The sequence below is a fragment of the Enterobacter sp. C4G1 genome, assembly GCF_052886895.1.
In genome coordinates this window covers 761,349-780,274 of record NZ_JBQVVV010000001.1, presented here as the reverse complement: position 1 = coordinate 780,274, position 18,926 = coordinate 761,349, and the positions used below count along the sequence as shown (strand labels likewise).

General features: G+C 54.1%; 20 protein-coding genes and 1 pseudogene. 2 read left to right on the top strand and 19 right to left on the bottom strand.

Translation table 11 applies throughout. The annotated features are described in order from the left end of the window. From ACT9TW_RS03810 to ACT9TW_RS03740, 15 genes and pseudogenes are all read right to left on the bottom strand, one after another. A pseudogene (locus ACT9TW_RS03810) lies at window positions 1–577 on the bottom strand (DUF3261 domain-containing protein). Further along, window positions 574–2,898 carry an MMPL family transporter gene (locus ACT9TW_RS03805; RefSeq protein ID WP_446491694.1) on the bottom strand — a complete coding sequence of 775 codons (2,325 nt, stop codon included), beginning with the start codon at window positions 2,896–2,898 and terminating at the stop codon, window positions 574–576. The pseudogene ACT9TW_RS03810 and the gene ACT9TW_RS03805 overlap by 4 nt, the downstream one beginning before the upstream one ends. Then, the gene (locus tag ACT9TW_RS03800) at window positions 2,867–3,472 is read right to left on the bottom strand and encodes an outer membrane lipoprotein carrier protein LolA (RefSeq protein ID WP_446491693.1); all 606 of its coding nucleotides are present in this window, start codon (window positions 3,470–3,472) and stop codon (window positions 2,867–2,869) included. The genes ACT9TW_RS03805 and ACT9TW_RS03800 overlap by 32 nt, the downstream gene beginning before the upstream one ends. Then, window positions 3,469–3,891, bottom strand: a complete 423-nt coding sequence (locus ACT9TW_RS03795) for an acyl-CoA thioesterase (RefSeq protein WP_446491692.1) — start codon at window positions 3,889–3,891, stop codon at window positions 3,469–3,471. The genes ACT9TW_RS03800 and ACT9TW_RS03795 overlap by 4 nt, the downstream gene beginning before the upstream one ends. Window positions 3,892–3,894: 3 nt before the next feature. Next, window positions 3,895–5,586, bottom strand: a complete 1,692-nt coding sequence (locus ACT9TW_RS03790) for a glycosyltransferase family 2 protein (RefSeq protein WP_446491691.1) — start codon at window positions 5,584–5,586, stop codon at window positions 3,895–3,897. Further along, window positions 5,577–5,930, bottom strand: coding sequence for an ApeI family dehydratase (locus ACT9TW_RS03785; protein WP_446491690.1), 354 nt, complete (start codon window positions 5,928–5,930; stop codon window positions 5,577–5,579). The genes ACT9TW_RS03790 and ACT9TW_RS03785 overlap by 10 nt, the downstream gene beginning before the upstream one ends. Next, window positions 5,917–7,275, bottom strand: a complete 1,359-nt coding sequence (locus ACT9TW_RS03780; protein WP_446491689.1) for an AMP-binding protein — start codon at window positions 7,273–7,275, stop codon at window positions 5,917–5,919. The genes ACT9TW_RS03785 and ACT9TW_RS03780 overlap by 14 nt, the downstream gene beginning before the upstream one ends. Further along, window positions 7,268–7,807 carry a hypothetical protein gene (locus ACT9TW_RS03775; RefSeq protein ID WP_446491688.1) on the bottom strand — a complete coding sequence of 180 codons (540 nt, stop codon included), beginning with the start codon at window positions 7,805–7,807 and terminating at the stop codon, window positions 7,268–7,270. The genes ACT9TW_RS03780 and ACT9TW_RS03775 overlap by 8 nt, the downstream gene beginning before the upstream one ends. Before the next feature lie 54 nt (window positions 7,808–7,861). Beyond that, window positions 7,862–8,113 carry an acyl carrier protein gene (locus ACT9TW_RS03770; protein WP_446491687.1) on the bottom strand — a complete coding sequence of 84 codons (252 nt, stop codon included), beginning with the start codon at window positions 8,111–8,113 and terminating at the stop codon, window positions 7,862–7,864. A gap of 13 nt (window positions 8,114–8,126) precedes the next feature. Continuing rightward, a complete protein-coding gene (locus tag ACT9TW_RS03765) occupies window positions 8,127–8,384 on the bottom strand; it encodes a phosphopantetheine-binding protein (RefSeq protein WP_446492674.1) in 258 nt (85 codons plus the stop codon). Next, entirely contained in the window at window positions 8,365–9,180 is an 816-nt protein-coding gene (locus ACT9TW_RS03760) for a lysophospholipid acyltransferase family protein (protein ID WP_446491686.1), read from the bottom strand. Before ACT9TW_RS03760 ends, ACT9TW_RS03765 begins: the two co-directional genes overlap by 20 nt. Then, window positions 9,177–9,899 (bottom strand): beta-ketoacyl synthase chain length factor, encoded by a 723-nt coding sequence (locus tag ACT9TW_RS03755; protein ID WP_446491685.1) that lies wholly within the window; start codon window positions 9,897–9,899, stop codon window positions 9,177–9,179. Before ACT9TW_RS03755 ends, ACT9TW_RS03760 begins: the two co-directional genes overlap by 4 nt. A gap of 79 nt (window positions 9,900–9,978) precedes the next feature. Beyond that, window positions 9,979–11,043, bottom strand: coding sequence for a methyltransferase (locus ACT9TW_RS03750; protein ID WP_446491684.1), 1,065 nt, complete (start codon window positions 11,041–11,043; stop codon window positions 9,979–9,981). 67 nt (window positions 11,044–11,110) lie between these two features. Next, the gene (locus ACT9TW_RS03745; protein ID WP_446491683.1) at window positions 11,111–11,500 is read right to left on the bottom strand and encodes a hypothetical protein; all 390 of its coding nucleotides are present in this window, start codon (window positions 11,498–11,500) and stop codon (window positions 11,111–11,113) included. 340 nt (window positions 11,501–11,840) lie between these two features. After that, the gene (locus ACT9TW_RS03740) at window positions 11,841–12,890 is read right to left on the bottom strand and encodes an AI-2E family transporter (protein WP_182062854.1); all 1,050 of its coding nucleotides are present in this window, start codon (window positions 12,888–12,890) and stop codon (window positions 11,841–11,843) included. A 144-nt stretch (window positions 12,891–13,034) separates the two neighbouring features. Here ACT9TW_RS03740 and ACT9TW_RS03735 point away from each other — a divergent pair, with 144 nt between their 5' ends. Further along, a complete protein-coding gene (locus ACT9TW_RS03735; RefSeq protein WP_446491682.1) occupies window positions 13,035–14,252 on the top strand; it encodes an MFS transporter in 1,218 nt (405 codons plus the stop codon). Window positions 14,253–14,256: 4 nt separating this feature from the next. Here the strand turns inward: ACT9TW_RS03735 and ACT9TW_RS03730 are convergent, their stop codons facing one another. After that, window positions 14,257–14,814, bottom strand: coding sequence for a DcrB family lipoprotein (locus ACT9TW_RS03730; protein ID WP_217187891.1), 558 nt, complete (start codon window positions 14,812–14,814; stop codon window positions 14,257–14,259). Window positions 14,815–14,886: 72 nt separating this feature from the next. Beyond that, window positions 14,887–15,552, bottom strand: coding sequence for a 7-cyano-7-deazaguanine/7-aminomethyl-7-deazaguanine transporter (locus tag ACT9TW_RS03725; RefSeq protein ID WP_014072175.1), 666 nt, complete (start codon window positions 15,550–15,552; stop codon window positions 14,887–14,889). A gap of 167 nt (window positions 15,553–15,719) precedes the next feature. On the opposite strand from ACT9TW_RS03725, the gene tusA reads away from it, so the two are divergent. Then, window positions 15,720–15,962, top strand: a complete 243-nt coding sequence (gene tusA / locus ACT9TW_RS03720; protein WP_008503071.1) for a sulfurtransferase TusA — start codon at window positions 15,720–15,722, stop codon at window positions 15,960–15,962. Window positions 15,963–16,031: 69 nt separating this feature from the next. Here tusA and zntA read toward each other — a convergent pair whose 3' ends face one another. Together zntA and ACT9TW_RS03710 are read right to left on the bottom strand one after the other, a co-directional pair. Further along, complete coding sequence (gene zntA, locus ACT9TW_RS03715) at window positions 16,032–18,218, bottom strand: Zn(II)/Cd(II)/Pb(II) translocating P-type ATPase ZntA (protein ID WP_446491681.1); 2,187 nt, start codon at window positions 18,216–18,218, stop codon at window positions 16,032–16,034. Window positions 18,219–18,294: 76 nt separating this feature from the next. Next, window positions 18,295–18,921: a lysoplasmalogenase gene (locus ACT9TW_RS03710; RefSeq protein ID WP_259833105.1), complete on the bottom strand. Its 627-nt coding sequence runs from the start codon at window positions 18,919–18,921 to the stop codon at window positions 18,295–18,297. Window positions 18,922–18,926: the final 5 nt, after the last annotated feature.

Sequence of the window (18,926 nt, the reverse complement as noted above, 5' to 3'; positions counted from 1 at the left end):
TCAGTCACCCAGATATTGAATGGTGATGTGGTAGTTAAATACGTGCTGTTCGATGCTTATTGGTTCGCGCTTACCTTTACGTTGCAGATAGACAATCTCTGTGACCAATTTGCCGCTGGCATTACGCAGCTCGCGGCGATCGGCCGTGTCTTTTAACGTCCAGCCTTTTGGAAGCTGTGGCTGCCAGGCGCTGAGCGGCCAGTGGCTGAGCATGACATCTGCCAGAACCTGGCTGGCTGGCGGTAACTGCGGCACGACAATCGACTGTTCGGTGTATCCCGGTGGCATCGTAAGTGGCCAGGAACAGGCGAATACCCACTGAGGATAGCCCTGCGAGCGTCACTTTATGCGCATCAGCGTTGAGCATGACCAGTAACGACTGAGTCTGCCCGTTAAAACTGCCAGTCAGTAACTGCTGAGAACTGACGGCGGGAGTAATTCCTGGCGGCGGCAGCGTCACCTTAGTGCCTGGCTGCAACCATGCCTGCGGGCGTGCGCTGTCGGTATTGTTTGAGTGGCTACAGCCTGCCAGCAGTAAGACGGCGATCATTACAGCCGCACGATAAAAAGGGGTCATCCTCGTTTTCTCTCTTTTTTAGCCGGCATCGCCAGCGGGGCAAGCAGGAAGGCGGTGAAAATGCCGCTCACCAGCACAATGCCAAAGCTGCTAATGGCCTGAGTCGCGCTGAATACGAGCATTCCAAGCGTCAGCAGTGTGGTCGTCATCGCCAGGGTTATCGCAAGCATTGAGGTCAGTGGTGTACCGCGTGGATTGCCGAAAAACAGCGTGTAGTTGATGCCAATCCCCAGGACCAGCACCAGTGCCAGCAGCGAAAAGAGATTCACTGGGTGGCCCGTCAATGCCAGTGCCGCCAGACCGCTGCTCAGCGAAAGAACAGATGGCACCAGGCTTATCAGCCCCTTACGCCAGCCAAGACGCACCATTGCTCCGCAGGCAATTACCGCCAGCGCCACAAACAACAGCCCTGTAAGCAGCGTTCGGTAGAGGGAAAACAGACTGTCAAAACTGGCTTTGCGATCCACCCATACTACACCCTGGTATGTTGCCGCCAGCGCACTCAGCGCCGTGCTGTTTTTGACCCCATTTACGGGAACCAATACACCACTTTCACCGTCAGGTAAGGTGAGCCACAGTAAACGCCAGCCTTCGCTGGCCGGGTTTGCGAGCCATTCATCTACGGATACTGGCATAGCATTTAAATCCGGGGATACGGTACTGAGGCCCGCACTTTGCAGTACTTTCGTCACAGCAGGTGCAGCATTGCGCAATAGCACCAGATCACTTTTTTGTCTGGCAAGAGAATTGATCGGGATAGTGCGCCAGTCGGTTAAATCCCCTGCGTGTTGTGCCTGAGTCAGCGCCGGGGTAAAGGCTTCAAGTCGTTCCAGCGTTTGCTGGGCCGACATGCCGTGAATCACAAACCATTTCTGATCAACGCTCTGTCCGGTCAGGGCTGTAATGGTTTTCTCTTGCGCCAAAATATCCTGCGGTAAGGCCTGCAATTGGGAAATATCATCGTCCACCTTTAAGGTGGCGATCCCAACGGCTGACGCCAGCGCGAGCGCACAGGGCAGGCCAATAGCCAGTGTTTTATTGCGTCGCCAGGCCGCAAGCCAGCGTAGCATGAGTACCATAGCCGGTACCGGGCGCACAGGTAATCCACGGCATAGCCATGGGTGCCAGAAAATCACTGTCAGGCATGATGCACTTAACCCTGCGGCGGCAAATACAGCCATCTGACGGATCCCCGGGAAGGGCGCTAGCATCATAATCAAATACGCCGCGACAGTGGTTAGCAGCGCCAGCAACAGGGCGTTACGAACTTTTGCCAGACTTTGCCATGGCGAGTGTTCAGCGCCATGTACCATCCGCTCGGTCAGGTAGTAGAGCGTATAATCTGCCGAGATCCCAATGATGCTCATACTCATGACCAGCGTCATCAAATGCAGCTCGCCAAACAGCAGTAGTGTAATCACCGTTCCTGCAAGCGCACCAATAGCAATGGAGATCAGGCACAGCAATAGTGGGCGTAGAGAGCGAAATACCGTCACAATGAGCAGGATCACACCCAGGACCGTGGCGACACCCAGAGTAGAGACATCCTGTTTGGCCTGCTGGCTGGCGTAATCGCTGTAAAACACGGTTCCGCGTGAAAGTAGCTGCGCTTGTGGATAGTGTGTGCGAAGCTGCCCTTTCAGGGTGTTGAGCGTTGTCACCAACTGGTGAGTTTGCTGCATATCAAACGATGAACCCGCCAGCTCTCCGTGCAGGAGATACCAGTAATTTCCCGCTTCATCCTTTGCCACCAGCCATCCATCCATCAGCCGCAGCTTCTGGCCGTTTTGCGCCAGTGCAAGCTGAGAACCGCGCATTAGCATCAGCGGATCGTTTCGTAGTTCCTTGCCACTCACGCCGGAAAAGGCGGAGTAGAGCTGAGACAAGATCCATTGCGCCTGCGCCTCACCGCCGTTCTGTAGTCGTGAGCGAGTTGCAGGGTCAATCATGCCGTTGCGGTGTTGCCAGAAGAATTCCCCCCAGGCTTTTTGCCCTGCGGCATCCATCGGACCTTTTACTCCTTTGAGAGAAGAGCTGCCTTGCAGCAGCTCCAGCCAGGCTTGTGCTACCTGTGGATTTGGCTCTTTACCGGGGCTGACCAGCCAGACGAGCTGGCGATCAAGGCGTTGCATAAAACCGTCATTTAACGCCGGAGGAATAGCACCCAGAGTTTGACTGGGTAGCATGGCCAGTACGCTGCTGTTAAGCCGTGCTCCGGGCAGCAGCGACAGCAGCATAGCCAAAAGAACCAGGCATCCCGTGGCCCAAAGCAGCGCCGGGCGGCGTGAGTTATGGTGCGGCAAAACGTTGGCGTTCGTCATCGGTCAGGCTGGCGGGCGTCAGTTGGTGGTGAGAAAGGACGATATCCGTACGGTCGCCCTGTTTATCATTCAGGCGAATGGATTCCAGGTAAGTCGATCCACCCAGATCGAGGGTGGCAAAAATCTTGTCCAGCGGTGTTGTCGTGGGTGTTAACACCAGCGACCAGTGGCCTTGACCTCGATCTTTAAAATCGATACGGAAGTTCTCTTCCAGCACTTTACGGTCGGCCTGGAACAGCGCCCGCAGCAGATGGTTGAACTGAAACATCTGTGGATTGTTATCAGCGGTGATAGTCTGCGGTGGCTGACCGTTGATCACCTGTACCATCCGTTTGTCATCCAACAGCAGCGTCATCGGGAAAGGTGCTTTTTGATCCCACAACAGCCCGTTATCGCGTGCAATCAGCATCTCTCCCTGCGAGTGCAGCGGTTGAGGCATATCTTTGATTGTACGCGTCTGTTCAAAGTGGGCGCGTACGACGGGTTGCTCCGTAAAACGTTGTTGCAGCTCATCAAGCGTTACGGCGTTGACCAGTGGACTCACCAGAAGGGTAAGCAAAGGCAGCCATTTCATGGCGTAACTCCCATACGTTCAAACAGAATGGCCGGGCTAACAAAGCACATTTCGCGCGTTGCTTCTTCAACAGCCACCTGGATGGTGTAACCAGTGGTGGTGCGCTTGCCGGTTTGTGCATCGAAAATTTGATAAGCGATGCGTAGACGGTTCTCAAACTCTTCAATGTGCGCACGCACGCGTATGCGCTGTTCAAAGGTCACTGCATCGCGGTATTTCACGCGGGTATCGACCACAGGCCATACGTAGCCGGAGGCTTTCATCTGACGATAGCCGTAATCAAACTGGTTGAGCAACGCTTCGCGGGCAATCTCAAAGTAACGAAAATAGTTACCATGCCAGACCACGCCCATCATATCGACATCGTGGAATGGAACGGTGATCTCAACTTCAGTCGTAAAGCGGGGATCGGTTAGCACCCTTTACTCCTTCTCTTTGGCGTCCGGCAGTTGCCAGAAATCGAAAAAATTAAACCAGTCCAGTGGAGACATTAATGCGTAATGCTCCAGTCGCCGGGCATAACGATCAACGGCGTGCTGTAACGCTTGCTGGCGTTCACCGCGCGGCAGCAGCAGCGGGTCGGCAAACGGCTCGCAGTAAATGGTGAGTGCGTTTTGCTGGCGCAGGGCAAAAAGCAATACCACCGGACAGCGCAGAATCGAGGCCAGAATAAACGGTCCCTGCGGGAACGGGGCTGGCTGACCCAGAAAATTGCTCCAGATAACTCGCCAGTCGCCGCCGCGCTGTGGGGTGACGGCAATGCGGTCCCCCACAATCGCTACCCACTCTCCGCGTTCAAGTTTTTGCTGGATGGCAATGGCGGTTTCTGGGCCGATGTCGGTCACCGGCATCAGGTTAACACCCGCCTGTGGGGCCATCTCTTCCATGATTTGTTTAAAGCGTTGGGCGTTGTCGGTGAAGACCAGCGCGTTGATGACTTTGCTGCCTTCAAGCTGCCCCAGAGCCCGGCAGGCCTCCACATCGCCAAGATGCGATGCCAGCAGCAGTTTTCCCCGTGGGGAATCAAGTTCTAATGCCTCACGCGCACCGGGCGCGAAAACCACATCACGATTGAGCTTTAGCTCACCGCGCCAACTGGCGACTTTGTCCAGCATGGCATTGCCAAAACGCATAAAGTGGAAAAAACTGTTCAGGCGAGACGGCTCGGGCATCTGCCGCTGAGCCAGTTGCTGTTTTACCCGCGCGATCCACTGCTGAGATGCCTGCCTTGCCGGGCGGGCAGTCAGCCAGTAACCGCCGATCACCGGCCACAGAAGGGTAGTAAAGGCCCTGCGTCCGAGTAATTGCCAGACGCGTAGCATCAGGCGCATCCCCCACAGTCCTTTGACCTCTTGCTGCTGTGCCCAGTGCTGCGTGCGACGGCGGAAAAGCAAAGCAGGAATGCGCGGCAACATGCCGAAAAACAGACGTGTATGCATCAGTGAGATGCGAACGTTGTCCTTCAGAGCATCGAAGTGGGATAAACCGTCCTGGGGGTAGGTGACACGCGTCGGTAGAAAATAGCTGGTGTTGCCCTGCCAGTAGAGGCGTACCATTACTTCTGTGTCGAAATCCATCCGTTTGCCAAGGGGCACGCGCGTGGCTAGCTTTAGTGTGGGGGCAACCGGGTAGACGCGAAAACCACACATGCTGTCTTTCAGTTGCAGAGATAAGGTTTCAATCCAGACCCAGACGTGAGTTATCCAGCGACCATACAGGCGTGAGCGGGGGATAGAGTCGTCATAGATGGGCTGGCCGGAAATTAACGCCTCCGGGTGGCGCTCTGCCAGTGCCAGCAACTTCGGAATATCTTCGATGGAATGCTGACCATCAGCGTCCACCTGTATCGCATGGGTATAACCCGCGCGGGCACACTCTTCCAGCCCACGGATCACTGCGGCACCTTTACCTGCATTCTGTTCCAGACGCAGCAGCGTGACCTGTGGCTGCTCTGCTGCCAGGCGTTCAAGCTCCAGACGCGTGCTCTCCTCGCTGCCATCGTCCACTACCAGGCAGGGCAGGATAAATGGTGACAGGCGTGACAACACTCCTGCCATCATTGCACCGTGGTTGTAGCAAGGGATGAGCACGCAGGGACGGAAAGTTAATGACATAAACGGATTTTCCCGCTGCTTGCCGTATGGCGTTCAACCCCGGCATGTCGCTGGTAACTGAAATTAAGTACCTTGCGCTCGGCATTCCACCCCAGGAAGAGTGTCACCGTGCTTTCGGGCAGAAGAGGGGACTGGAACTTCACGTTCTGAATGCTGTGAAAACGAAAGCCAGGGGCCAGCAGTGTCGTGGCGTAGTGCATCACCCACTCGAGTTGAGCAACACCCGGTAGCAGTGGCTGTACAGCGAAATGCCCCTGGAACCAGAACAGCGACGGGTCAAGATATAAGGTGATCTCCAGGCTATCGGGTTGCACCTGGCGGCGCTCGATTTCATGAATTTTCATGAAATAACTCCTGTAACTGCGCATAGACACGCTTATTCATACTGTTCACCGGGATTTCATCGATGATGCGCCAGTAGCGAGGAATGGCAACTGGCTCAAGCCAGGGGAGCAGGGCTCGGCGCCAGGCAAATTCTTGTGCCTTTTTACCACGCTGATGCCAGCGTGAACGGGCATCAGCGTTAAGTACCAGCAGAACGCCAATCCCTTGACGGCCGCCTTTCGTCATCGGCAGCGCGGCGGCTTCACAAATACCGTCCAGCTCCAGTAAACGACGTTCGATTTCGTTCAGTGAAATGCGCTTTTCTTCAATTTTTACCACTCGCCCACGACGTCCGGCGATGCTAAACAACCCGTCGGTGTCAAAGTGCAAAATATCATCCAACTGGAGCCCTTCAGCCTCGTGGATGAGCGGTGAACTCACCCACAAGGCATCATCCTGAGTGCGAAATGTTACGTCCGGGAATGGCAGCCAGGGAACAATGTCGTCACAACGAAAACGCCAGGCCATGATCCCGGTTTCTGTGCTGCCGTAGATTTCATCTGGCCAGACGTTGAGCCAGTGGTGAGTGGTTGTTACATCATCCCACGGTAACATCCCACCGGCAGAGATCAGCATGGCTACGGAAGGCGGGGCCAGCTCCGTATCCAGTCGTTTCAGGAACGCCGGGCTACTGATAAACAGGTAGCGTCTGTCGTTCGACAAAGCTGCCAGCTGTTCTGCGTAATAGAGCATGGCAGCGTGCAAAGGCAGTCCAAGAGACATCGGTAAAAAAATGCGGAATGTCAGACCATACAAGTGCTGAGGCACCACAGAGGCCACCACGGAGCAGCCAGTCAGACGATCTCCTAAACGGGTTGCCAGCAGGCTGGCTTCGCGCTCAAGACTCATGATGTGTTTGATTACCCGGCGCGGTGTCCCCGTGGAGCCAGAGGTAAAGAGTTCGACAAAGCGCGAGTCGTCAACGGTTGGCAGTGGTGTAAAGACCCCTGTAGTGTGCATTGATGCGACCACTATCAGTTGCCCTGGGTAATCGAGATCCTGATCGCTTAACACACCGCTGAACAGGGCCTGTTGTTCCTTCAGCAATGAAACGCGGCTGTGCCCAGGTATAACGGGTATTTTACCCGCATGAAGCGAGGCCAGTAGAGCCACGATAAACAGGTAGCTATTCTCAAAGCACAGTGCCCAGCGCTCTCCTTCCTGCTGGCGCAGGACGTCAACCCATATTGTGACGTCGTGGCGAAGTTCGCCAAGCGTCCAGGTGCGATCGTCAAGCCAGGCAATAGGCGTATTGTCAGGACGTGGCGCATTTAGCCACTGGTTTAGAGGAAGGGTTTTATTCATTGTGCTTCTCTTTTTTTATCACCCATTGCCGTACCAGCCACTCCGCCGCCATCAGCGTACCCATCAGGATATAGGACACCATTCCATTCCACAGCGTCCACAAATGCATGTCCGCATGTATTACGGTAAATAATGCTATTGCCCCGTTGCCGATGAAAAATCCGCACCACACTTTGGTCACCTTGCGGGTATAGCGCACCGCAGCCACAGGTAAATTAGGCTCACGTATGCGCGCCAGCCGTTCGACCAACGGCATCGCTGTCCACAGCGAACCACCAAAAACGGCCAGCATCACCAGGTTGACGACCACGGGATAAAGCAGAAGCCACTGATGGGCTTTCAACGCATAGCTTGCTGCACAGAGCACAATACCCGCCAGAGCTACACTCTGGACAACATAGCGCATCGGCCCCGCGTTGTGCCGTGCCTGACGAAACCGCAGCAGCAGAACCAGCACCATCAAGGGCAGAAGCCAGTGCAGGCTGTTATGCGCCAATCCATACCCAATCAGAAATGGCCAGGCAAGCAGCATTAGCCCCGTCAGGAGTGGGAGTACTGGAAAAGACCGCACGCTGTGCACGGTGTCTTACTCTTCCCGCAGAAGCTGTTCAACGGCATCCACGACGTCCTGCACGGTACGTACCGATTTGAATGTTTCAGGTTTGATTTTCTTACCTGTCTTTTTCTGCAAATGGACAATCATGTCTACGGCATCAATGCTGTCCAGTTCCAGATCTTCATACAGTCGAGCCTCAGGCGTAATGTCCTCAGGAGCGATTTCAAACAGCTTGATCAGAAGCCCGGAGACTTCCTGATAAATGGTGTCGTTTTCTGTCATAACGGGTCAATTCTCAGGCGCGTTGGGCATTGATAAAAGAGGCCAGCGTGGCGACGGAAAAGAAGTGCTGACGCATCTCTTCGCTTTCGGCAGAAAGCACTACACCGTACTGGTTTTTCACGGCGAGACCCAGTTCGAGGGCATCGATAGAGTCAAGACCCAGACCGTCACCAAACAGTGCCGCATCTGTATCGATATCTTCTGGGGTAAGTTCGTCCAGATTCAGCGTAGAGATAATGAGATTCTTAATTTCAAGATAAAGCGCTTGCATCATTAATTCCTGACAAAGATTGAAGGCCTGATGTTAATCGATGTTGCAGATGCCGGTTCAACTGCCGTGCTGCCAGTGCCGGTTCTTGTTGGCTCGCATCGTAAAAATCGTGGATGTTCACACGATCGCGAACATCCACGGTGAAAACAGGTTTGTTTGGCGGTATATCGTACCAGTGACTTTTTTTATCCAGCAGGTGTTCACTGCAATGAATCAGTACAAGGCGCAGGTCGCTGCCACAGCGTACGGCGATATTCGCTGCGCCACGTTGCAGTGAGATCGCCTCTCCAAATCGTGTGCGCGTCCCTTCCGGGAAAATCAATAATGTATCGCCCTGTGCCAGACGTTGCTGACTGGCAGTGAGCAGGATTTCGGCTTCGCTGTTGATCAGGTAGTCTGCAGAGCGAATCACCCCACTGAGAAATGGATTGCGGAGTAGTGCGCTTTTCACCAGACAGTCAGTATCGGGCATCACGGAGGCCAGGAGCACGTAATCAATCAGTGTAGGGTGATTGGCAACGACCAGACAACCCTGCTCTGAGCGCAGAGCATCAAGATTGTTAATGCGATAGTCCAGCACACCAATAAATCGGGCCACCCTTAAAAAGAATCTGAAGCTGGCGGAAATACTGCGGCGCGACACGCTGCGGCGTTTGACGCTATCGCGCTGGACAATCAGCAGCAGGTTAAACCACACAAGTGAAAGTAGCAGGCCACCTATGCCAAAAAGCGCAAAACAGAAACCGGTCATGAGCAGTCGCCATAACCAGTTAATGCGTGTCGTTATCCTGCTCATTGGCGCGACCATTGCCACAGTAAACGTTCGCCAGAGACAACAAATTGTTGTTCGCTGCTCAGGTAACGTTTCAGGAACATCAGGCTTTGCGGTAATGGCGGTTCTACGCCGTCACTACCCAGGGATGTTGCGCAGTGCAGGGTGCTACCAGCTTCAATGACCAGTGCCAGGGCATAGGGCCAGGTAGGCATCTGTGGCGACAGGCCCGGGTGGTAAAAATCGGGTAATGTGCCGTCAAAATCAACCAATAGCACGCGCGAATAACCTGCCTGCAACAGGCTTAACACTTCGCAAAAACCTTGCTGGAAGGTATCCAGACCGGCAGATACCGACGAAGAGACAATCGGCTGAGAAGCGGTTATGGTGAGGTTGCCGACGGCTGAATTGTGTACAGACATCGCAAAATCGGTTGGTGACACGTCTTGATCTGTTGCTAATGCCTGGAGGATTCGGTAATTACGCTCAAGTTCACCGTGCCGACTACAATAGACAACGGCGTCGATACTGTGTTTGCGCAGCATTCCAAGACCAATATCAACGGCCAGCTTGCTACCTGAGTTGAGTCGACGAGCGGCCATCATTGGCAGGTTAGTGAGTTTAGCCAGAGGCGCTGTAGGTTCGATGGTAAGGGAATGGCGTGACCATGCCTGCCATTGTTCGGCATCGCTAAGGCCTGGCGCTCTGGCCTGCCAGTCGATAATGTTTAGTGTAAATTTCATCTACGCGCGTCCGCGATAAACCCGTAATCCAAAAACTGTAATCCAAATGCGGAATGACCGCTGAAGCAGTGAGTCTGCTCTATTTTTCATTTTTATAACAAATCAATAGGGTATGACCTACCCCAAGATTGTCCAGCCGCTGTTCTACGCGGAAACCAGCCATCTCCAGGTAGTTATAGAATTTTTCCACGCTGTAAAACCGACTATTACCATTCGCCATACAGGTGAAATACAACGATGTGGCATTCAGGCTAAAGGATGCAGCTTCGAATTTTTGGGCATCCCAGAACAGTTCCATAATGCACAAACGTGCACCTGGTTTCATGACCCTGGCAACGCGGGTCAGCATGGTGATGATCTGTTCCGGGGAAAAACAGTCCAGGAACTGGCTCATCCACCAGATATCGGCTTCGCCCGGTAGTTCTGATTGGCTAAGCATATCGACAGGATGGAACCCAATGCGATGAGATAATCCTGCTTTTTCGATGTTATTCGTCGCAAGCGCGATTTGTTGTGGCAAATCAAGGATGGTCACAGCTACTTTTTCATCATAACGACAGCAGCGTAATGCCCATTTCCCCGTATTACCGCCCACATCGTACAATTTTGTGGGTGAGCTTGCGAATATATGTGGCAGTGCAGCATCAAAAGCCGCATCAGAATAGTAATGATCGAAAGCGAACCAGCTCTCTTTTGCCCGCTCAGGTAATTGTGATAATGCCGGGTAAATCGTTGGCCAGTCGCCAAACACACTTAACCCTGCCGGTTTTTCTTCTTTGAGTGCATCAGAAAGATGGAATAGCCCCTGATAACAAACATCCTGAGTGAAATCCATATTTACACGGGTCATGTTGTCATGCAGTAAGAAGTGCCCCACTTTGGCGAGATAATAGCGCCCCTCCTTGTGGGTAACGATCCTGCCACTTAATCCCATGTCCAGTAGCAAACTCACACCATATTCATTCAGCGTGCTGTTTTCGGTAATTTCATCAAGGCTTGAGCCCTGCTTCCCCTGTTTATCGAGCCAGGACAGAACACCTGAATTACGCAGGCAAAGCGCAGTTTGAAACAGCATCGGGGCAAACGCGATACGTTGCGCTTCGGTAATGGCATCCAGTGCGCTTAGCGTGTCCTTTTCGTACATTGTTGCATAACCTGTGAGGGGCATAGAAAAAGGTTATCGGGCCATTACGGCCCGACTTTAATATATTTTACAGAGCAGCACCTGCGGAAAGGTTCATCTGAATATCATGGTCGAGGTTACGAACCCAACGATTATAGTTTTTATGAATTTTGCCATCGCTTGCTTTCAGGTTCAGGCTGCTTTCGTAGTTAATGGAGTAGCCGGTAGCAGAGTAAGGGATACGTACTTCAACAGAGTGATCGCGCGCTTGCAGTCGGCCTTTCAGGACACCAGGACCCGCATCAGTCATGATCCATTCACGCTTCTGACCGGCTTTTACAATGGCGGTTTTCACTTGCTCAGCAGTATGGCCAGTGCTTACGGTAGAGTGGATCTGTTCGATAGGGGCAGTACGTGCGCAGCCAGCCAGCGCGCCAACAACAGCAAAAGCAGCAAACCATTTAACTAACTTTTTCATCAACAACTCCGTATCAATAATTACAATTTAAGCCGATGGTCTTAACATTAATTATATAATCCAGGCTGATTAAGAATGCCTGGTTTATTCTGTGTGGGTGTGAATGTATACATTTATTTGCTGTAAAGGCGGTGAATAATATCATGAAAATAAGCGTTTCAATGAACCGCCTTGTGGTTTGCGTTAAATCAGCATGATTGCAATGGTTTATCGGGTTAAATACTTATAATTTCCACTGAATATCCCTTTATGCAAATAAATAACGCATCGTATTTATATCTGTCAGCAATAAAATGACGTGATTTATACGTTATTCACCCTACGTATATTGGTAGGGCTATTACCCCGGCAATCGGCTTTTTGGGCGCCCCGGGCCGAGCAAAATTGCCAGCTTGCTGCCACCTTTGGTTGTCTCCATCCAGATTTTACACACGCTGGTAAGCGGGACTGAAAGCAGCATCCCTACCGGGCCGAGCAGCCATCCCCAGATGAGTAACGATAAAAAGACCACCAGTGTCGACATCCCGAGCCGGTGCCCCATCATGCGTGGCTCGACAATATTGCCGATAAGCATATGCACCACCAGAAACAGCGCGCCCACCAACATGCATTCATAAAGGCCATTAAATAAAAATGCCTGAATCATTGGCGGTACGGCGGAAATCACTGCCCCGATGTTCGGCACATAATTCAGCAGGAAGGCCAGCACACCCCACATCAGCGCAAACTGGATGTCCATCAACACCAGCCCGAGCCAGACAACCACCCCGGTCCACAGGCTCAGTAAGGTTTTCAGCGCCAGATAGTGAGACACACCTTTGAGTGCGCGATGAAGGCCGGCAATATGGATTTGCGGATTATTCAGCGCAAAACGCAGCTTATAAGGCACATGACGCACCTCGAAGAGCATGAATACCACCGTCATCACCAGCAGCAACACGCTGGCCATCGCGCCGGAGAGCTGCGTCATCAGCGTTGTGGCCCAGGCCATGAGTTTTTCTGAATCCATCCGTTGCAGCATCCGCTCCGGGGACATGTGGATGTGCAGGAACGGGAGCGAATCCTGTAATTGCAGGACCTTGCGCGTGAGCTCTTTGTTGTATTTTGGCAGCATGGTGGAAAATTCATTCACCGAGGCGGCAAGCACGCCGACCAGCGCGGTGAGGACAATCAGCATGACGATAACCACAATTGTTATTGCCACTGGTCGCGACACACCGCGGCGGATAAACCAGGTCACCAGCGGGTTCAGCACGATGGCGAAAAAGAGGGCCAGCAGGAGCTGTACGATGATATCTGCCGCTGCATGGATGCCCGCAAGGATAACCACCAGGCTGGCGAGCTTTAACAAAATATGCAGACCTGTCTTGTCGGGCTGGGTAGATGTCATACGGATTCCTTTTGCCGGGAGCCTGTTAAGTGTAGTGCGCGGGTTGCGCTTCGTCTGACGCCGTTAATCTGAAAGTCACTGCTGCTTTTCTTAACCCATCGTGGTAATAGTGAAACACTGTTGTAAAAATCCAGGTAGAACCCCATGCCCGAACCTTCCGCCGAACCGGCACTCAGCGGATTACGCCTTAATCTGCGTATTGTTTCTGTCGTCATTTTTAATTTTGCCAGTTATCTGACCATTGGCCTGCCGTTGGCGGTCTTACCTGGCTATGTCCATGATGTCATGGGGTTTAGCGCATTCTGGGCGGGGCTGGTGATTAGCCTGCAATACTTCGCGACTCTGCTAAGTCGCCCTTATGCGGGGCGTTATGCCGATCTGTTCGGGCCAAAAAGCATTGTGGTCTTAGGGCTGTGTGGCTGCTTCCTCAGCGGGCTGAGTTACCTGATGGCCGGATTGAGTAGCGGCTGGCCGATAGTGAGCCTGGTGCTGCTGTGCCTGGGGCGCGTGATCCTCGGTATCGGACAAAGCCTGGCCGGAACAGGGTCAACGCTGTGGGGCGTGGGCGTTGTGGGTGCTTCCCACATTGGGCGAGTGATATCGTGGAATGGCATTGTCACCTACGGGGCGATGGCAATCGGCGCGCCGCTGGGTGTGGTCTGTTTTTCATTTGCGGGGTTAAACGGGCTGGCGCTGACTATTATGGCTGTCGCACTGCTGGCGATTTTGTTTGCCCTGCCGCGCCCGAAAGTAAAAGCCAGCAAAGGCAAGCCGATGCCGTTTCGTGCGGTGCTTGGCCGCGTGTGGCCTTATGGCATGGCGCTGGCGCTGGCCTCAGCTGGTTTTGGTGTCATCGCGACCTTTATTACTTTGTTCTACGACGCAAAAGGGTGGGACGGGGCCGCGTTTGCGTTAACCCTATTTAGCTGCGCATTTGTGGGGGCGCGTTTGCTGTTCCCGAACGGCATCAACCGCCTGGGCGGGCTGAATGTGGCGATGATCTGTTTTAGCGTGGAGATTGTCGGGTTGCTGCTGACCGGGATTGCCGCGGCACCGTGGATGGCAAAAATGGGTGTTTTCCTGGCGGGCGCCGGCTTCTCGCTGGTGTTCCCGGCGCTGGGTGTGGTGGCGGTGAAGGCCGTACCACAGCAAAACCAGGGGGCTGCGCTTGCGACCTATACGGTGTTTATGGATATGTCTTTGGGCATCACCGGGCCACTGGCGGGGTTGGTGATGGCGTGGGCAGGCGTGCCGGTTATCTACCTTGCGGCGGCGGGGCTGGTGGCGGTGGCGTTGTTGCTGACGTGGAGGCTAAAAAAATGGCCCCCGGAGCAAACCCCGGAGGCCACGTCACCATCGTGAGTAATTACTGAATCACGATGGTGTTAATGATGTTTTCAGCGGCGGTCTGCGCTTTCTGCTGATCGTCTGCTGGCAGGGTGATTTGCAGGGTCAGCAGTTTGTTGTCGACCTTGCCAAGCACCACAGAAGAGTAAGCGGTCTGGCCTTTTGCAGAGATGATGCTGTCCAGTTGTTGCATTGCGTGACCTTTCAGCTCAATGGACTTGTTGGTCACAACCTGCAACTGCGGGTCACGGCTGCGCTGCTGATCTTCCAGACGTTTGGACAGAACGCCCAGATCTTCGCTGGTGTCATCGCCCACAATCACAATCACGGCTTTCTGCCCGGTCGCATCGGAATAGACGTGCATATTGTTCGCCTGTGTACCCAGCTTACCGCTCTGATCGGTCATATCTGCTGGCAGAGAGAAACTCAGCTTGCCATCCAGAAGACTTACCGGCTGCCCGGCCGCATTACTTTCTGCTGACGCGCCTTGAGCAGGTGCTTTCGTGTCGCTGTTATCACAGGCGGCAAGGCCCACAACCAGCAGGCCAATCCCGACATATTTAACCAGATTGCGCATTGACTTCTTCCTTTCGATAAACGGCCATAACGGCTCATTCGAGCATCTTATCACAACTGTTAAAGCGAACCCTTAACCTGCCTGCAATGCAGAGATTTCAGATTTATCTGCCAGCCTTTTCAGCAGCATATTCAGCAATACGCCATACATCGGCAGGAAGAACACAATGCTGATAAGCACCTTGAAGCAGTAGTCCACCAGCGCGATTTCCATCCAGTGTTCAGCCATAAACGCATCCGGACTACGCCAGAAAGCGATAAAGAAGAAGGCCAGCGTATCGCTTACGTTACCAAACAGCGTGGAGGCCGTTGGGGCCATCCACCAGCGATGGTTTTGCCGCAGGCGGTTAAACACGTGCACGTCGAGGATTTGCCCCAGGGCATAGGCCATAAAGCTGGCGGTAGCGATACGCGCCACAAACAGGTTGAAGTGCGTTAGCGCCTCAAAGCCCTGCCAGCTTCCCATATAGAACAGGGAGGAAATCACGTAGGAGATGAACAGTGCCGGAAGCATCACCGCAAAGATAATTCGACGCGCCAGCGGTGCACCAAAGATACGCACGGTTAAATCGGTCGCGAGGAAGATAAACGGGAAACTGAACGCGCCCCAGGTGGTATGAAAACCAAAAATGGCGATCGGCAGCTGTACCAGATAGTTGCTGGAGGTGATCACCAGCAGATGAAAAAGAGAAAGCCAGAACAACGCTTTTACGCGCTGCGGTTGAGAGAACTGCGTCATATTGTGACCTTTTTGAACGTTGGGGTGAGGGAACCCAATAAAAACCGCTGCATGATACTGCTTTCATTCACCTTTGCAATGGCTAATTTTCACGCAATCGTTAACCTGGTTTGCATTGGCGGCAACGGGGCGTAAACTACAGCCGTTTTTATGTGAACGAGAAGAAAATGACCGACCTGTTTTCCAGCCCAGACCATACGCTTGATGCCCAGGGCCTTCGCTGCCCGGAACCGGTGATGATGGTGCGCAAAACCGTGCGTAACATGCAGACCGGCGAAACGCTTTTAATCATTGCCGACGATCCGGCAACCACCCGCGACATCCCCGGTTTTTGTACCTTTATGGAACACGAACTGGTCGCGCAGCAGACGGAAGCGCTGCCGTACCGGTATTTGATTCGTAAAGGTTAATCGCCTGCCCGGGGCAGGCGTTCGGGATCTTGTCGGCCCGGTAAGGCGAAGCCCCCACCGGGCGGTGTTTTACCTTTTACGCAACAGCCGCAGCGCGTTCGCTGTTACCAGCACGGTTGCTCCGGTATCTGCCAGCACCGCCAGCCACAGCCCGGTAATTCCGAGCAGCGTGGTCACCAGGAAAATCCCTTTCAGGCCTAGCGCAATCGTGATGTTCTGACGAATGTTAGCGCGAGTGGCGCGCGCCAGGCGGATCATCTGCGCAAGCCCTGTCAGGCGGTTATGCGTGAGCGCGGCATCTGCGGTTTCCAGTGCCACATCGGTGCCGCTACCCATCGCAATGCCAATGGTTGAGGCTTTCATTGCCGGGGCATCGTTGATCCCATCACCCACCATCGCCAGCGGCGCACTGCCATTCAGTCGGGTGACTGCCTTCACTTTGTCGGCAGGCAGCAGCCCGGCCTGAAACTCCATGCCTAACTCTGCGGCGATGCTCGCGGCGGCGCGTGGGTTATCCCCGGTCAGGATCACGCCCTGAACACCAATCTGATGCAGATCAGCCATGGCCGCTTTTGCATCCTCACGCAGGGTATCACGCAGTGCCAGCATCCCCAGCGCAGTGCCATCCTGCACCACAATAATCACCGTCTGTCCGGCCTGTTCCAGCTCATTTACGCGGGCAGCTAACCCGGCCACAGGGAATTTATCCGCAGCACTGATAAGCACTTTCTTGTCCCCGACGTGGGCTTCAATCCCTGAACCCACCAGCGCACGCTGGGCAGTGGCTGCCGGTATGGTCAGCCCACGGGACTGCGCTTCACGCACAATCGCCTGGGCCAGCGGGTGCGTCGAACCTTGTTCAACGGCGGCAGCCAGTGCCAGTAGTTCGTCTTCACTGATGTTCTGGGGATAAACGCCAGTCACCTGCGGTTTACCCACCGTCAGCGTACCGGTTTTATCAAATGCGATATGCTGAACCTGGCTCAACTGCTCCAGTGCCGCACCGCCTTTAATCAGCGCACCGCGGCGTGCTGCGGCGGCAAGGCCTGATGTAATCGCAGCGGGTGTGGAGATAACCAGCGCGCACGGGCAACCAATCAGCAGCAGCGTCAGGCCCTTGTAGATCCAGCCTTCCCACGGCGCGCCAAACAACAATGGCGGGATAATGGTGACCAGCAGGGCAACCAGCATGATGGCAGGGGTGTAAATGCGGCTAAAGCGATCGATAAAGCGTTCCACCGGCGCACGGCGCTCTTCGGCCTCTTCAATGAGCTTCAGAATGCGGTCGATAGCGCTGTCGCCTGGTTCGGAGAGTACGGTCAATTGCACCAGACGGTCGACGCTGGTGGCTCCGGCAGGGACTTTTTCACCCGCTTCACGCTCCACGGGAATCGACTCGCCGGTAAGGGCGCTTTCATCGAAACTGGCCGTTGCCGAAAGTAGCGCGCCGTCGGCAGGTAACCTGCCGCCTGCGGCCACTTCGATAACATCCCCGGGGCGCAGTGCACTGATAGCCACGGTTTTACGCTCACCGTTGACCAGCTGAGTTGCGGTTTCGGGTTTCAGCGCCATTAACGCACTGACACCTTTACGCGCACGGCTTGCAGCCCAGCCTTCAAGGCGCTCACCAATTAAAAACAGCAGCAGTACCATCGCCGCTTCTGCCGTTGCGCCAATGAACAACGCGCCAATCGCGGCAACGCTCATCAGTGTTTCGATGGCAAACCAGCTTCCGGTTTTCATCAGACGCACTGCCTGGCGGGCGATAGGGTACAGCCCGACCAGCGTGGTGGCGATAAAGGCCAGATTACCGAAAGGATGGTTGAACTGTTCCAGTGCCCAGCTTAACGCCATCATGATAATCAGCATTATCAGCGGGAGATTTTCGCGCAGCGGGCTGACTTTTTCGGCCGGGGCATCTTCGCTGCGCAGGGAATATCCGGCGCCTTTCACGGCGGCTTCAACCTGGGCGCTGATATCTGAGGCAGCACTGACCAACAGTTTTTCAGTGGCGAAAAGCACCTGAACATGGTCGACGCCTTTCACCTGCCGGACGGCATTTTCGACTTTACGTGCGCAGGCGGCGCAATCCATACCATTCACCACCCAACTGTAACGGTTTCCGTTATCGGGTAATGCCTGTTCAGGCTGAGTTGTGCAGGAGCCTTCGCAGCAGCAATCGTCTTTTGCGGGAAGAGGGTTAAGCTTAAGTGCCGAAAATTGTGGCACTTTTTTGTTTGTCTCTGGAGTCGACATGGCATTCTCCGGTAATGATAATTTTCTCATTAGCCGCAGCATACACTCTGGAGTCGACTCCAGAGTCAAGGGTTATTTAGATGTACAGCGATCGTACAATCAGGAAGTGCCCGGCAAAGTAACAGGCGGCGGCAATCGCGTTATCCGCGCGGAAACGGCCGCGATAATGGCTGCCCAGCCAGACAATATTGCCAATAAGCAGCAGCGTTGCGCCGAAGAATGCCGACATCGCAGCTGACGTTGGGCGGAAGAACCACAGCTCACCCGCCAGCCACACCATCACCAGCGTCATGGCGATAAAGGTGCAGATTGGCCATCGCATCTCTTCAAGGCGTGTCCAGATCACCGCGACCAGCAGTGCGCCAATCACCAGCAATACCAGCGGCAACGGCCAGAAGAAGGAGAGTGTCATCTGGCTGGCAAAGTAGATGGTGTAAAGCAGGTGCGACAGGAAAAATGCCCCAACGGCATACAGCAAGCGCTGACGGGGTAGCAGCGTTAAGGCATCGCCAACCAGTGAGGCGCACAGACCTGCGAGCACCAGGTAGCTGACGGCATTGAACATTGGAGCCTGCCAGGCGAGCAGCAGCAGGAGAAGTAGGGTAACGGGTTTAAACAACCAACGCTGCCAGGCAGGCCCGCGATAAGATGCATCGACGAAGAGCCAGCCAGACAAACAGACAGCGATAAATGACCAAAGCATATTAA

Excerpts from the sequence above, each read along its gene's own strand:
- ACT9TW_RS03805 (WP_446491694.1), bottom strand. The coding sequence starts at position 2,898 with ATGACGAACGCCAACGTTTTGCCGCACCATAACTCACGCCGCCCGGCG.
- ACT9TW_RS03800 (WP_446491693.1), bottom strand. The coding sequence starts at position 3,472 with ATGAAATGGCTGCCTTTGCTTACCCTTCTGGTGAGTCCACTGGTCAAC.
- ACT9TW_RS03790 (WP_446491691.1), bottom strand. The coding sequence starts at position 5,586 with ATGTCATTAACTTTCCGTCCCTGCGTGCTCATCCCTTGCTACAACCAC.
- ACT9TW_RS03785 (WP_446491690.1), bottom strand. The coding sequence starts at position 5,930 with ATGAAAATTCATGAAATCGAGCGCCGCCAGGTGCAACCCGATAGCCTG.
- ACT9TW_RS03780 (WP_446491689.1), bottom strand. The coding sequence starts at position 7,275 with ATGAATAAAACCCTTCCTCTAAACCAGTGGCTAAATGCGCCACGTCCT.
- ACT9TW_RS03775 (WP_446491688.1), bottom strand. The coding sequence starts at position 7,807 with ATGCTGCTTGCCTGGCCATTTCTGATTGGGTATGGATTGGCGCATAAC.
- ACT9TW_RS03770 (WP_446491687.1), bottom strand. The coding sequence starts at position 8,113 with ATGACAGAAAACGACACCATTTATCAGGAAGTCTCCGGGCTTCTGATC.
- ACT9TW_RS03765 (WP_446492674.1), bottom strand. The coding sequence starts at position 8,384 with ATGCAAGCGCTTTATCTTGAAATTAAGAATCTCATTATCTCTACGCTG.
- ACT9TW_RS03760 (WP_446491686.1), bottom strand. The coding sequence starts at position 9,180 with ATGAGCAGGATAACGACACGCATTAACTGGTTATGGCGACTGCTCATG.
- ACT9TW_RS03755 (WP_446491685.1), bottom strand. The coding sequence starts at position 9,899 with ATGAAATTTACACTAAACATTATCGACTGGCAGGCCAGAGCGCCAGGC.
- ACT9TW_RS03750 (WP_446491684.1), bottom strand. The coding sequence starts at position 11,043 with ATGTACGAAAAGGACACGCTAAGCGCACTGGATGCCATTACCGAAGCG.
- ACT9TW_RS03745 (WP_446491683.1), bottom strand. The coding sequence starts at position 11,500 with ATGAAAAAGTTAGTTAAATGGTTTGCTGCTTTTGCTGTTGTTGGCGCG.
- ACT9TW_RS03740 (WP_182062854.1), bottom strand. The coding sequence starts at position 12,890 with ATGACATCTACCCAGCCCGACAAGACAGGTCTGCATATTTTGTTAAAG.
- ACT9TW_RS03735 (WP_446491682.1), top strand. The coding sequence starts at position 13,035 with ATGCCCGAACCTTCCGCCGAACCGGCACTCAGCGGATTACGCCTTAAT.
- ACT9TW_RS03730 (WP_217187891.1), bottom strand. The coding sequence starts at position 14,814 with ATGCGCAATCTGGTTAAATATGTCGGGATTGGCCTGCTGGTTGTGGGC.
- ACT9TW_RS03725 (WP_014072175.1), bottom strand. The coding sequence starts at position 15,552 with ATGACGCAGTTCTCTCAACCGCAGCGCGTAAAAGCGTTGTTCTGGCTT.
- tusA (WP_008503071.1), top strand. The coding sequence starts at position 15,720 with ATGACCGACCTGTTTTCCAGCCCAGACCATACGCTTGATGCCCAGGGC.
- zntA (WP_446491681.1), bottom strand. The coding sequence starts at position 18,218 with ATGTCGACTCCAGAGACAAACAAAAAAGTGCCACAATTTTCGGCACTT.
- ACT9TW_RS03710 (WP_259833105.1), bottom strand. The coding sequence starts at position 18,921 with ATGCTTTGGTCATTTATCGCTGTCTGTTTGTCTGGCTGGCTCTTCGTC.